The following is a 13,420-nucleotide window of genomic DNA, read 5'->3' as shown; positions in this document are numbered from 1 at the left end:
GCTCGGGGCGGAAAATGGATACACTAACCGTCAGATGCAACATAGGCAGCGCGTGAGGCTGCTGAATGCAAAGGTGGGGGAGATGGCCATGGAACACGAACAGCGGTTCAGGCAGGCGAAAACAGCAGCGGTCGTCGGCATCGCCGGCAACATGGCGCTCGCCGTCGTCAAGGCGGCGGTCGGCGTGTGGAGCCAAAGCCAAGCGTTGATCGCTGATGCCGTCCATTCAGCGTCCGATGTTGCCGGCTCGTTCGCCGTTTGGGTCGGACTGCGGGCCGCTGCGCGCCCGCCGGATGAGGATCATCCGTACGGGCATGGGAAAGCGGAATCCATCGCCGCCATTATTGTGGCGGTTCTTCTATTTCTCGTTGGGATCGAGATCGGGCGCTCGGCGTTTCTGTCATTTTTCGCCCCACTGTCGCCGCCCGGGGCGGCCGCCATTTACGTCTTGTTGTTGTCGATTGCTGTCAAAGAAGCGATGTTTCGCTATAAATACCGGCTCGGGAAAAAGCTAAACAGCGATGCGCTGATCATCAACGCCTATGAGCACCGATCGGATGTGTTTTCGTCGTTTGCTGCGCTCATCGGCGTCGGCGCCGCCATTGTCGGTGGAAAATGGGAGATTGACTGGCTTGTATATGCCGACCCGCTCGCCGGATTGTTCGTCTCGCTGCTTGTTCTGAAAATGGCATGGGACCTTGGCCGACAGTCGGTCCATACGGCGATCGACCATGTGCTTCACGAGGAGGAGGCCGGCTATTTGCGCGAGGCGGTCTTGTCCATTCCCGATGTGCGGCAAATCAATGAGCTGCATGCGCGCGAGCACGGCCATTACGTCATCGTCGATTTGAAAATCGCCGTCGATCCGCGATTGACGGTCGAAGAGGGGCACCGGATCGGAAAGAAAGTGAAAGAAAAACTGCTGACGCTGCCGCGCGTCCGCAATGTCATGGTTCACATCAACCCGTACAACCCGGAAAAAAAACCGTAATGTCGTTGCCTGCCCTTTTCTCCTTTTTGTATAATAAGGAGAGTTGAGGTGGGAGACATGTTGAAAGCGAAAACGCGTTGGGAGGTGGAGCGCCTCGATGAGCAGACGGTGAGGCGGCTGGCTGAGGAAGCCGGCGTCACGCCCTTATTGGCGAGGCTTCTCGTCCGCCGCGGGGTGCGGACGGCCTCGGAGGCGGCGGCGTTCCTCAATCCGCTTCGCCAACCGTTTCATGATCCGTTTTTGCTTGACGGGATGGAGCGAGCGATTCAGCGTCTAAAGCGGGCGATTGACGCGGGCGAACGCGTGTTGGTATACGGCGATTACGATGCCGATGGCGTTTGCAGCACGTCGGTGATGGTGAGTGCTCTCAAGGAGGCGGGGGCGTCGGTCGAGTTCTACATTCCGAACCGATTTACGGAAGGATACGGGCCGAACATGGCGGCGTTTCGCTCCGCAAAAGAGCGCGGCGTTTCCGTCATTGTGACCGTCGACAATGGGATTGCGGCGGTCAAGGAAATTGCGGCCGCCAACGAGTGGGGGATGGATGTCATCGTAACGGATCACCACGAGCCAGGTCCGGTGTTGCCGGAGGCGCATGCGATCATTCATCCGAAGCAGCCGGGAAGTACATATCCGTTTCGCGATTTAGCCGGCGTCGGCGTTGCGTTTAAGGTAGCCCATGCCTTGCTTGGGCGGGTGCCGCGCCATTTGCTTGATTTGGTCGCGATCGGCACGATCGCTGATTTGGTTCCGCTTGTTGGGGAAAACCGCCTCTTTGTTGCACACGGGCTTGAAGCGTTGCGAGCGACGGAGCGCATCGGGCTGCGCGCTCTTTTTCGGCAATGCCGCATTGATGCGGCGGCCATCAACGAACAGACGGTCGGATTTGTCATCGCTCCGCGCTTGAACGCGGCGGGGCGCCTCGGCGGCGCCGATCCGGCAGTGGCGCTCTTAATGACGGACGATGAGAACGAAGCGGTGCAGCTGGCGGCGGAGATGGACGAGTTAAACCGCGAACGTCAGCAGCTTGTGGCACAAATCGCTGAAGAAGCGGCGGACATGGTGCGCCGCCAATTTCCTCCTGAGGAACATCGCGTCTTGGTTGTGGCAGGCGAAGGATGGAATGCCGGAGTGGTGGGCATTGTCGCTTCTAAGCTTGTCGAGCAGTTTTACCGCCCGGCGGTCGTGCTTTCCATCGACCGGGAAAAAGGGATCGCCAAAGGGTCAGCCCGCAGCATTCATGGGTTTGACTTATTCGCCAGCCTGTCGCAATGCCGCGACCTGTTGCCGCACTTTGGCGGCCACCCGATGGCGGCGGGGATGACATTGGCGCTTGATGATGTCGAAGAATTGCGGCAACGGCTGAACGCCATCGCCGCCGAAACGTTGTCTGAGGACGATTTTACGCCGCCGACGTTCATCGATGCTTCCTGTTCGATTGCTGAGTTGACGCTCGACGCCGCCCGCGGTCTTGAGCGGTTCGCTCCGTTTGGCGTCGGCAATCCGCGGCCGCTTGTTCTCATTGAAGGGGCGTCCGTTGAAACGATGCGGCGCGTCGGGGCGAACGGAGCCCATATGAAAGCCGTCTTTTCCCAAGACGGGGCCGCGATCGATGCCATCGGCTTCGGCCTCGGGCCGTTATGCGAAGAAATCGCTCCGGATGCGCGCATTTCGGCGGTCGGGGAGCTGTCGGTGAACGAATGGAACGGGTTCGCCAAGCCGCAGCTGTCGTTGTGTGATCTGGCGGTCAGCGACTGCCAGCTGTTTGACGTCCGCGGCTGCCGCGACGTCCGTCCACTTCTTGAGCGGCTGCCAAAAGAGAAGCGGCTAGTCGTCTCCTTTCGCTGCGAAACTGGGCAGCGCCCCGACGTGGCGCCATTTCGCGGGGAGCTTCATTGCGTGCCGACCGAAGAAGAGGCGGGCGCCTTATCGATTGACGACCGCTATGTCGTGCTGCTTGACGTGCCGCCGCGGCTGGCCTTGCTGTCGGCGCTTCTTGGCAGCGGGCGGCCGGCGCGCATTTACGCGGTGTTCGCCCAGCCCGAGGCGCAATTTTTCCGCACGTTTCCGACGCGCGAACATTTTAAATGGTTTTACGCCTTTTTGCATCAACACCGTTCGTTTCCGCTCGCCAAGCGCGGCGGTGAGCTGGCCCGCGCCCGCGGTTGGACGGAAGAGACGGTTCATTTTATGGCGAAAGTATTTTTAGAGCTTGACTTTATCAGCGAACAAAACGGCGTCATTTCGCTCGTTCATCAGCCGGCGAAGCGCGATTTGCACGAATCGCCGACGTACCGCCGGCGGCGGGACGAGCTCGAGGCGGAGCATCAGTTAGTCTATTCCACTTACGAGCAATTGAAACGCTGTTTGGCGGAAATGACACGTTCGCAAACGCACGAGGAGGCAAACGTATCATGGACTTAAAACAATACATTACGATTGTGCCCGATTTCCCGAAGCCGGGCATCATGTTTAAAGATATTACCACGCTGATGGACAACGGTCCGGCGTACAAATACGCGACCGACCAAATTGTTCAATATGCGCGCGAAAAACAAATCGATATCGTCGTTGGTCCGGAAGCGCGCGGCTTTATCATCGGATGCCCAGTCGCCTATGCGCTTGGCGTCGGATTTGCGCCGGTGCGCAAGGAAGGGAAGCTGCCGCGCGAAGTCGTCCGTGTGGAGTATGGCCTGGAATATGGAACAGATGTCTTGACGATGCATAAAGATGCCATTAAGCCAGGGCAGCGCGTGTTGATCACCGACGACTTGCTGGCGACGGGCGGGACGATGCGGGCGACGATCGATTTGGTGGAACAGCTCGGCGGAGTGGTGGCCGGATTGGCGTTTTTGATTGAGCTTACCGAGCTTGGCGGCCGCAAAAAATTGGAAGGCTACGACATTTTGACGCTGATGCAGTTTTAAACAGTCGACATTGTTCGCATCTTCGGATACAATAAAGAAAAAAGGGGCACTCACACATGAGTGCTCTTTCTTATTAACCGTATGAACGCAACGGACCTCTGTGCTTTGCAGCTTCAATTTTAATCGATTAAAAAGGTGATTCAACCCTATGGCCAATGAACAAGTGCTGACAGCGGAGCAAGTGTTTGAACGAGCGAGCTGTTATTTGTCGGAACAAGACGTCGCCTTTTTGAAAAAGGCGTATGAGTTTGCCAAGCACGCCCATCGCGACCAATTTCGGAAATCGGGCGAACCATACATCATCCATCCGATTCAAGTCGCGGGCATTTTGGTGGACTTAAAGATGGATGCCACGACGATCGCCGCCGGGTTTTTGCATGATGTCATCGAAGACACCGAGGCGACAAAAGAAGACCTTGAGCGCGAGTTCGGCGCGGAAGTGGCGATGCTTGTCGACGGGGTGACGAAGCTTGGAAAAATTAAATATAAATCGCAGGAAGAACAGCAGGCGGAAAACCACCGGAAAATGTTTTTGGCCATGGCGCAAGATATCCGGGTCATTTTGATCAAGCTCGCCGACCGGCTGCACAATATGCGGACATTGAAACATTTGCCGGCCGAAAAACAGCGGCGCATTGCCAATGAGACGCTCGAAATTTTCGCTCCGCTCGCGCATCGGCTCGGCATTTCGAAAATCAAATGGGAGCTTGAGGATACGGCGCTTCGCTATTTAAACCCGCAGCAATATTACCGCATCGTCAATTTAATGAAGAAAAAGCGGGCTGAGCGCGAGCAATATTTGGAGGAAGTCATTCAAGAAGTGCGCGAACGGCTCAACGAAGTGCATATTCCTTGCGAAATTTCCGGGCGTCCGAAACATATTTACAGCATTTATCGTAAAATGGTGATGCAAAATAAACAGTTTAACGAAATTTACGATTTGCTCGCTGTCCGCATCATCGTCAACAGCATCAAAGACTGCTACGCTGTATTGGGGATTATTCATACATGTTGGAAACCGATGCCCGGGCGCTTTAAAGACTACATCGCCATGCCGAAGCCGAACATGTACCAATCGCTCCATACGACGGTGATCGGCCCAAAAGGCGAGCCGCTTGAGGTGCAAATCCGCACATTTGAAATGCACCAAATCGCCGAATTCGGGATTGCTGCCCACTGGGCGTACAAAGAAGGAAAGACGATCAAGCCGAACTCGTTTGAAGAAAAGCTGTCTTGGTTTCGGGGAATTTTGGAATGGCAAAACGACGCGAGCAATGCCGAAGAGTTCATGGAATCGCTCAAGATGGATTTGTTTTCCGACATGGTGTTCGTCTTCACGCCAAAGGGCGATGTCATCGAGCTGCCGGCCGGATCGGTGCCAATCGATTTCGCTTACCGCATCCATTCGGAAATCGGCAACAAGACGATCGGGGCGAAAGTGAACGGCAAAATGGTGCCGCTTGATTACAAGCTGCAAACGGGCGACATCGTCGAAATTTTAACTTCCAATCATTCGTACGGTCCGAGCCAAGACTGGCTGAAACTGGCGAAAACGTCGCAGGCGCGCAACAAAATCCGCCAGTTTTTCAAAAAGCAACGGCGCGAAGAAAACATCGAAAAAGGCAAAGAGATGGTCGAAAAAGAGGTGCGCAGCCTCGGCTTTGAGCCGAAAGAAGTGATGACGGCCGACAACGTAAAGCGCGTCGCCGAAAAGTTCAACTTCTCGAACGAAGACGATATGTATGCGGCAGTCGGCTATCATGGCATCACAGCGGCGCAAATCGCCCATCGGTTGACGGAAAAATGGCGAAAGCAGCGCGATCTCGAGGAACAGCAGCGCAAACTGGCCGAAGCGGTCTTCGAAGCCAAGCTGCCAGCTGGCAAAAAGCGCGACTGCGGCATTCGCGTCCAAGGAATGGACAACTTGCTCATCCGTTTGTCGCGCTGCTGCAACCCGGTGCCGGGCGATGAAATTATCGGCTTCATTACCCGCGGCCGCGGCATTTCCGTCCACCGCGCCGATTGCCCGAACGTCAAGACCGAAGAAGCGGCCGATCGGTTGATTGCCGTAGAATGGGAGAGCGGAGCAAACGGCGAGCGTGAATATAACGTGGACATTGAGATCACCGGATTTGACCGCCGCGGTTTGCTGAATGAGGTGCTGCAGGCGGTGAATGAAACGCGCACCGATATTTCCGCCGTCTCGGGACGCTCAGACCACCGACATAAAATTGCGACGATCCATATGACAATCGCCATTCATAATTTGAGCCACTTGCAAAAAGTCGTCGAACGAATCAAACAAATTCCCGACATTTATTCCGTCCAGCGCTTGATGAACAACTAAGGGCGGCGAAAGGAGGGATGCAAGTGAGAGCGGTCATCCAGCGGGCGAAAGAGGCAAAAGTCACCGTCGGCGGCGAAGTCGTTGGTGCCATTGATGCGGGTTTTGTCGTCCTTCTTGGCATCACGCATGAAGATACAGAAGACGATGCTGCCTATTTGGCTGAGAAAATCGCTCATTTGCGCGTTTTTGAAGATGAAGACGGAAAAATGAACCGCTCCTTGCTTGACGTCGGCGGGGCGGTGCTGTCGGTGTCGCAGTTCACCCTTTACGGCGACTGCCGAAAAGGCCGGCGCCCGAACTTTATGGCGGCGGCCAAGCCCGACCATGCCTTGCCGCTGTATGAGGCGTTCAACGCCGCTTTGCGCGAAAGAGGCGTTCATGTAGAAACCGGCGTATTCGGTGCGATGATGGACGTATCGCTCACAAACGACGGGCCAGTCACCTTGATCATCGACAGCAGCGAGAAACTGGGAAACAGATGAAGTTTCCCGGTTTCTTTTTTATTTTCGGCGAAAAATGGGAAAGATGAAAACAAGTGCGGCGATAGAGAAAGGAGGAGCGCGATGCGGCAAACCAAAAGAGGCGAGCAGGCGCACCGGACAAACGATGTGCTGTCCGTCGACTTTCACGAATGGGTGCGGCTCGAGGCCCAATATAGAGCGTTTGAGTTGGCATCCGAATTCGGTGTGGCGCCGAAAGACGTACAAATGTTGAAAAAACAGCAGCCCCGCCCGTAAACATGGCGAGTTGGAAGGAGCGCACGGGGCGTGTGGATGTTTCGTGGGCCTAGGCGGTGTGGCCGTTCAGACGAAACAGCTGCGAATGAGCGCTGCGCATCCGCTCAACACTGATCCAGCTCGGTAGAGGAAAAAATCCATTGCATATGTATTGACAAACATATGCCCCTATATGATAATAAGTATTGGTTTAAAATTATTATAAATTAACAGTCGCAGGAGGTAGATGAAGCAATGTCTTTGGTTGGGAAAAAAGTACAACCATTCCGTGCCCAAGCGTATCACAACGGCGAATTCATCGAAGTGACAGAGCAAGACTTCATGGGGAAATGGAGCATCGTTTGCTTCTATCCAGCGGACTTTACGTTCGTCTGCCCGACGGAGCTCGAAGATTTGCAAGATCACTACGCGACGTTTAAAGAACTTGGCGTGGAAGTGTACTCGGTTTCGACCGACACTCACTTTACTCATAAAGCATGGCACGATACATCGCCAGCCATCAGCAAAATCGAATACGTGATGATTGGCGATCCTTCGCATCAACTGTCGCGCATGTTTGATGTGCTCGATGAAGAACAAGGATTGGCGCAGCGCGGCACGTTCATCATCGATCCAGACGGCGTCATTCAAGCGGTGGAAATCAATGCGGACGGCATCGGCCGCAACGCCAGCACGCTGATTGATAAAATTAAAGCGGCCCAATATGTGCGCAACCATCCGGGTGAAGTCTGCCCGGCGAAATGGAAAGAAGGAGCGGAAACGCTGAAGCCAAGCCTAGACCTCGTCGGCAAAATTTAAGGGGGGCTTAGGCGATGCTGCTGGATGCTGACATCAAGGCGCAACTAGCCCAGTATTTGCAATTGCTTGAAAATGATATTGTCTTGACGGTAAGCGCGGGAGACGACAACGTTTCCCGCGATATGCTTGCTTTAATCGATGAATTAACGGCGATGTCGCCGAAAATCAAAGTGGAAAAAGCGAAGCTGGAACGAACGCCAAGCTTCAGCGTCAATCGGGTCGGCGAAAACACCGGCATCACCTTCGCCGGCGTGCCGCTCGGCCATGAATTTACGTCCCTCGTTTTGGCGCTGCTTCAAGTGAGCGGGCGGCCGCCGAAAGTCAGCCAAGACGTCGTGGACCGCATTCAACAAATCAGGGGCAAACATCATTTTGAAACGTACGTCAGCCTGACCTGCCACAACTGCCCGGACGTCGTGCAAGCGCTCAACATCATGAGCGTGTTAAACCCGAACATTTCGCATACGATGATCGACGGGGCGGCGTTTAAAGAAGAAGTGGAGCAAAAAGGGATTATGGCCGTACCGACGGTGTTTTTAAACGGCAAACTGTTCGCGAGCGGCCGCATGTCGCTTGAAGATATCCTCGCCAAATTAGGGAGTGCTCCGGACGCTTCTTCCTTCGCCGACAAAGAGCCGTTTGATGTGCTGGTGATCGGCGGCGGCCCTGCAGGTGCGACAGCAGCCATTTACGCAGCGCGCAAAGGCATTCGCACTGGCATTGTCGCGGAGCGCTTCGGCGGACAAATTTTAGATACGCTCGGCATTGAAAACTTTATCAGCGTCAAATATACGGAAGGACCGAAGCTTGCGGCCAGCATTGAAGAACATGTAAAGCAATACAACGTCGACATCATGAGCTCGCAGCGGGCAAAACGGCTCGAGAAAAAAGACTTGATTGAAGTCGAGCTGGAAAACGGCGCTGTGTTGAAAAGCAAAACCGTTGTTATCGCAACGGGCGCCCGTTGGCGCAACCTTGGCGTGCCGGGCGAGGAAGAGTTCAAAAACAAAGGGGTCGCCTATTGCCCGCACTGCGACGGCCCGCTGTTCGAAGGGAAGCACGTGGCGGTCATCGGCGGCGGGAACTCTGGAGTCGAAGCGGCGATTGACCTCGCTGGCATCGCCAGCCATGTGACGCTGCTGGAGTTCGCCCCTGAACTCAAGGCGGATGCTGTTTTGCAAGATCGTTTGTACAGCTTGCCGAACGTAACGGTGATTAAAAACGCGCAAACGACGGAAATCACCGGCACGGACAAAGTCAACGGCTTGACGTACATTGACCGGGAAACAGGAGAAGAACATCATATCGAATTGCAAGGCGTGTTCGTGCAAATCGGCCTTGTTCCGAACACCGAATGGTTGGAAGGAACGGTGGAACGGAATCGCTTCGGTGAAATCATTGTTGATAAACGCGGCGCAACGAACATTGAAGGCGTCTTTGCCGCAGGCGACTGCACGGACAGCGCCTATAAGCAAATTATTATCTCGATGGGCTCGGGTGCAACCGCGGCGTTAAGCGCGTTTGATTATTTGATTCGCCATTAAGAGGGCCGAAGGTGGACCGCCTCTTCGATCCCATGGAGGGGCGGTTCAACGAGTCGGCTCTCTTTTTTTAACATCTTTCCGAAAGAAGTCTCCCACTTTGAAGCGAAGTGAAAGTGGGAGATGAATGTCGGTTGGCGTCAGCCAACGAATAGGATAGAATATGGCTAGAACGGACACCTTCGGAACGAAGGGAAGCGTAAAGGGTTCTTGTGTGTGGCTTACCGTTCGGCGAACACACACAAGTCGCTTGAAGCCCCCATCTCTAAGCGAAGCGTAGGTGGTGGGTAGTTCACACAAGGTGAAAAATGTGATGAGACATCAAAGTTTTTCTCTTTGCGAAAAACCATGGATCACAGCCGCTAGGACAACTTGACAAACGGCCGAGATTGTCCGTAATATAAAATTACATCTTTCTCATACGGAACAACCGATGATGGAGAAAAGTAGTTAAGGCCCACATGGCCAGAGAGGAAACGCCTAAGGCTGCGAGCGTTTCTCCATGATGGCTTAACGAAAGACACTCCGTAGGTTTCCCTTTGAACGCGCTTTGCGCCAGTAAAGGGGAACGTGTGCCATGCGTTAATGGCGACAAGCGGAAGCCGGATCGGCTTCAATTAGGGTGGCACCGCGGGAATGACGCTCTCGTCCCTATCGATGACAGGGACAAGGGCGTTTTATTTTGGGCAAAGGAGGATGAGCATGGCTTTTCAAATTCCAAGAGGGACACAAGATGTGCTGCCGGGTGACTCGGAAAAATGGCAATATGTCGAGCACATTGCCCGCAGCCTCTGCAGCCGGTATGGGTATCGGGAAATCCGGACGCCGATTTTCGAGCATACGGAGCTTTTTTTGCGCGGCGTGGGGGATACAACGGACATTGTGCAAAAAGAAATGTACACGTTCGAAGACAAAGGGGGGCGCGCGCTGACGCTCCGCCCGGAAGGAACGGCGCCGGTTGTCAGAGCGTTTGTCGAGCATAAGCTGTACGGCAGTCCGAACCAGCCGCTGAAATTGTATTACAGCGGGCCGATGTTTCGCTACGAGCGTCCGGAAGCGGGACGGTTCCGCCAGTTCGTCCAGTTCGGCGTCGAGGCGCTCGGCAGCAGCGATCCGGCGATTGACGCCGAGGTGATGGCGCTAGCGATGCATATTTACGAAGCGCTTGGCTTAAAACGGATCCGGCTTGTCATCAACAGCTTGGGCGACCTTGACAGCCGCCGGGCGCACCGAGAGGCGCTTGTTCGCCATTTTTCAAGCCGCATCCACGAGCTGTGCCCGGACTGCCAGACGAGGCTTCATACGAATCCGCTCCGCATTCTCGACTGCAAAAAAGACCGCGATCATGAGCTGATGGCGACGGCGCCGTCGATTTTGGATTATTTGAACGAAGACTCGCGTGCTTATTTTGAAAAAGTCAAACAATATTTAACTAACCTTGGCATTCCGTTTGTCATTGATTCGCGTCTTGTGCGCGGACTTGATTACTACAATCATACGACGTTCGAAATTATGAGCGAAGCGGAAGGATTTGGCGCGGCGGCGACGCTGTGCGGCGGCGGGCGTTACAACGGGCTTGTCCAAGAAATCGGCGGTCCGGAGACGCCGGGCATCGGCTTTGCCTTGAGCATCGAGCGGCTGTTGGCCGCCCTTGACGCCGAAGGTGTGGAATTGCCGGTGGAGAGCGGGCTTGACTGCTATGTCGTCGCTGTCGGTGAGCGGGCGAAAGACGAGGCGGTCCGCCTCGTTTATGCATTGCGCCGCTTTGGATTGAGGGTCGATCAAGATTATTTGGGCCGAAAATTGAAGGCGCAGCTGAAGGCCGCCGACCGGCTTGGGGCATCGTTTGTCGCCATTATCGGCGATGAAGAACTCGAGAGACAGGAAGCGGCGGTAAAGCATATGGCGAGCGGCGAGCAAACGAATGTACCGCTCGGCGAGTTGGCGCACTTTTTGCATGAACGGATCGGGAAGGAGGAGTGAGCGAATGGAACGGACGTATTATTGCGGAGAAGTGCCGGAAACGGCCGTCGGCGAGCGCGTCGTGCTCAAAGGCTGGGTGCAAAAGCGCCGCGACTTAGGCGGCCTCATTTTCATTGACTTGCGCGACCGAACGGGCATCGTCCAAGTTGTCGCCAGCCCGGACGTGTCGGCTGAAGCGCTGGCGGCAGCGGAGCGCGTGCGGAGCGAATACGTTTTAAGCGTCGAAGGAACGGTCGTCGCCCGCGCTCCGGAGACGGTCAATCCGAACATCGCGACCGGCCGCATTGAAATTCAGGCGGAACGAATCGAGATCATCAACGAGGCAAAAACGCCGCCGTTTTCGATTTCCGATGACACGGATGCGGCGGAAGACGTGCGCTTAAAATATCGGTATTTGGATTTGCGCCGCCCAGTCATGTTTCAAACACTGGCGCTTCGCCACAAAATCACAAAGACGGTGCGCGACTTTTTGGATAGCGAACGCTTTTTGGAAATTGAAACGCCGATGTTGACGAAAAGCACGCCGGAAGGGGCGCGTGACTATTTGGTGCCAAGCCGCGTCCATCCGGGCGAATTTTACGCCTTGCCGCAGTCACCGCAAATTTTTAAGCAGCTGCTCATGGTCGGCGGCGTGGAACGGTACTACCAAATCGCCCGTTGCTTCCGTGACGAGGATTTGCGCGCCGACCGCCAGCCGGAATTTACGCAAATCGACATCGAAATGTCGTTTATCGAACAAGAGGATATTATCGATTTAACCGAACGGATGATGGCTGCCGTCGTGAAAGCGGCAAAAGGGATCGACATCCCGCGCCCGTTTCCGCGCATCACGTATGACGAGGCGATGAGCCGCTACGGCTCGGACAAGCCGGATATACGCTTTGGCCTCGAGCTCGTCGACGTATCGGAAATCGTTCGTGATTCAGCGTTTCAAGTGTTCGCCCGCGCCGTCAAAGAAGGAGGCCAAGTGAAGGCGATCAACGCGAAAGGCGCTGCCCCTCGCTATTCGCGTAAAGATATTGACGCCTTAGGAGAATTTGCCGGCCGCTACGGGGCGAAAGGGCTCGCCTGGCTGAAAGCGGAAGGCGAAGAGCTGAAAGGACCGATCGCCAAGTTTTTCACCGATGAGGAACAGGCGGCGCTGCGTCGAGCGCTTGCTGTCGAAGACGGAGATTTGCTTTTGTTTGTCGCCGACGAAAAAGCGATCGTCGCCGCGGCGCTCGGCGCGTTGCGGCTGAAGCTTGGCAAGGAGCTCGGCTTGATCGACGAAGCGAAGCTCGCGTTTTTGTGGGTGACGGATTGGCCGCTTTTGGAGTATGACGAAGAAGAAGGGCGCTATTACGCCGCTCACCATCCGTTTACGATGCCGGTGCGCGACGACATTCCGCTGTTGGAGACAAACCCGGGCGCCGTCCGCGCGCAGGCGTACGACCTCGTCTTAAATGGCTATGAGCTTGGCGGCGGCTCGCTCCGCATTTTCGAGCGGGACGTGCAAGAAAAAATGTTCCGCGCCTTAGGGTTCAGCGAAGAAGAAGCGCGCCGTCAGTTCGGATTCTTGCTTGAGGCGTTTGAATACGGCACTCCGCCGCACGGCGGCATTGCGCTTGGCCTTGACCGGCTGGTGATGTTGCTCGCTGGGCGCACGAACTTGCGCGATACGATCGCGTTTCCGAAAACGGCGAGCGCGAGCTGCTTGCTTACCGAAGCGCCGGGGCCGGTCAGCGACAAGCAGCTCGAGGAGCTGCACTTGGCGGTTGTGCTTCCGGAAAACGAGTGACAGCGGCATCTGAAAAAGAAACGTTGGCAATAGGTGTTCACAAAGGCTGAAAAATGTGTTACAATCAAACTAACAACCGTCCTAATGTGTTCGTCGGATCACTGATCGTTTTGACCGAACAGTTTATGATCCGGGAGCTCGGGGTTTCCAAGCGGCGTGCACGCCTCTTCGTCACAGGGGAAGCGCAAACCTTGGAACAGGGCACCCACCTATGGGAGAGCGGGTTCAAAACGAAGGCATCGACGGCACGATTGGGACTGGCAACAGTAAGGAATCAACAACATTTCCCCTATGCGGATGGCCGCGTAGGGGTTTTGTT

Annotated in this window: 10 protein-coding genes, 1 other RNA gene and 1 other annotated feature; all 11 genes read left to right on the top strand. The window is 55.2% G+C overall.

Annotated features, from left to right (window positions below; translation table 11 throughout):
• Positions 1-88 precede the first annotated feature (88 nt).
• Entirely contained in the window at positions 89-991 is a 903-nt protein-coding gene (locus QWV57_RS13150; RefSeq protein WP_164977995.1) for a cation diffusion facilitator family transporter, read from the top strand.
• 57 nt (positions 992-1,048) lie between these two features.
• Entirely contained in the window at positions 1,049-3,415 is a 2,367-nt protein-coding gene (gene recJ / locus QWV57_RS13145) for a single-stranded-DNA-specific exonuclease RecJ (RefSeq protein WP_015375482.1), read from the top strand.
• A complete protein-coding gene (locus tag QWV57_RS13140; protein ID WP_013144641.1) occupies positions 3,406-3,918 on the top strand; it encodes an adenine phosphoribosyltransferase in 513 nt (170 codons plus the stop codon). Before recJ ends, QWV57_RS13140 begins: the two co-directional genes overlap by 10 nt.
• A gap of 148 nt (positions 3,919-4,066) precedes the next feature.
• Complete coding sequence (locus tag QWV57_RS13135; protein WP_301099951.1) at positions 4,067-6,265, top strand: RelA/SpoT family protein; 2,199 nt, start codon at positions 4,067-4,069, stop codon at positions 6,263-6,265.
• A 23-nt stretch (positions 6,266-6,288) separates the two neighbouring features.
• Positions 6,289-6,747, top strand: coding sequence for a D-aminoacyl-tRNA deacylase (gene dtd / locus QWV57_RS13130; RefSeq protein ID WP_011232054.1), 459 nt, complete (start codon positions 6,289-6,291; stop codon positions 6,745-6,747).
• A gap of 81 nt (positions 6,748-6,828) precedes the next feature.
• Entirely contained in the window at positions 6,829-7,002 is a 174-nt protein-coding gene (locus tag QWV57_RS13125) for a hypothetical protein (RefSeq protein ID WP_020756192.1), read from the top strand.
• A 234-nt stretch (positions 7,003-7,236) separates the two neighbouring features.
• A complete protein-coding gene (gene ahpC, locus QWV57_RS13120; RefSeq protein WP_011232052.1) occupies positions 7,237-7,800 on the top strand; it encodes an alkyl hydroperoxide reductase subunit C in 564 nt (187 codons plus the stop codon).
• Positions 7,801-7,814: 14 nt separating this feature from the next.
• Positions 7,815-9,344: an alkyl hydroperoxide reductase subunit F gene (gene ahpF / locus QWV57_RS13115; RefSeq protein ID WP_129447176.1), complete on the top strand. Its 1,530-nt coding sequence runs from the start codon at positions 7,815-7,817 to the stop codon at positions 9,342-9,344.
• Positions 9,345-9,765: 421 nt separating this feature from the next.
• Positions 9,766-9,997: a binding site (T-box leader), on the top strand.
• A gap of 46 nt (positions 9,998-10,043) precedes the next feature.
• Complete coding sequence (gene hisS, locus QWV57_RS13110) at positions 10,044-11,324, top strand: histidine--tRNA ligase (RefSeq protein ID WP_081133359.1); 1,281 nt, start codon at positions 10,044-10,046, stop codon at positions 11,322-11,324.
• A gap of 4 nt (positions 11,325-11,328) precedes the next feature.
• Positions 11,329-13,101, top strand: a complete 1,773-nt coding sequence (gene aspS, locus QWV57_RS13105) for an aspartate--tRNA ligase (RefSeq protein WP_129447177.1) — start codon at positions 11,329-11,331, stop codon at positions 13,099-13,101.
• A 75-nt stretch (positions 13,102-13,176) separates the two neighbouring features.
• Positions 13,177-13,363, top strand: a non-coding RNA gene (gene ssrS / locus QWV57_RS13100) — 6S RNA.
• Positions 13,364-13,420: the final 57 nt, after the last annotated feature.

The organism is Geobacillus zalihae (genome assembly GCF_030414215.1).
GTDB classification, from domain to species: Bacteria; Bacillota; Bacilli; order Bacillales; family Anoxybacillaceae; genus Geobacillus; species Geobacillus zalihae.
This window is presented reverse-complemented; position numbering and strand designations above follow the sequence as displayed.

What these genes read in the sequence shown, in the direction of transcription:
- QWV57_RS13135 (WP_301099951.1), top strand. Translation starts at nt 4,067, where the DNA reads ATGGCCAATGAACAAGTGCTGACAGCGGAGCAAGTGTTTGAACGAGCG.
- ahpC (WP_011232052.1), top strand. Translation starts at nt 7,237, where the DNA reads ATGTCTTTGGTTGGGAAAAAAGTACAACCATTCCGTGCCCAAGCGTAT.
- recJ (WP_015375482.1), top strand. Translation starts at nt 1,049, where the DNA reads ATGTTGAAAGCGAAAACGCGTTGGGAGGTGGAGCGCCTCGATGAGCAG.
- aspS (WP_129447177.1), top strand. Translation starts at nt 11,329, where the DNA reads ATGGAACGGACGTATTATTGCGGAGAAGTGCCGGAAACGGCCGTCGGC.
- QWV57_RS13125 (WP_020756192.1), top strand. Translation starts at nt 6,829, where the DNA reads ATGCGGCAAACCAAAAGAGGCGAGCAGGCGCACCGGACAAACGATGTG.
- QWV57_RS13140 (WP_013144641.1), top strand. Translation starts at nt 3,406, where the DNA reads ATGGACTTAAAACAATACATTACGATTGTGCCCGATTTCCCGAAGCCG.
- hisS (WP_081133359.1), top strand. Translation starts at nt 10,044, where the DNA reads ATGGCTTTTCAAATTCCAAGAGGGACACAAGATGTGCTGCCGGGTGAC.
- ahpF (WP_129447176.1), top strand. Translation starts at nt 7,815, where the DNA reads ATGCTGCTGGATGCTGACATCAAGGCGCAACTAGCCCAGTATTTGCAA.
- QWV57_RS13150 (WP_164977995.1), top strand. Translation starts at nt 89, where the DNA reads ATGGAACACGAACAGCGGTTCAGGCAGGCGAAAACAGCAGCGGTCGTC.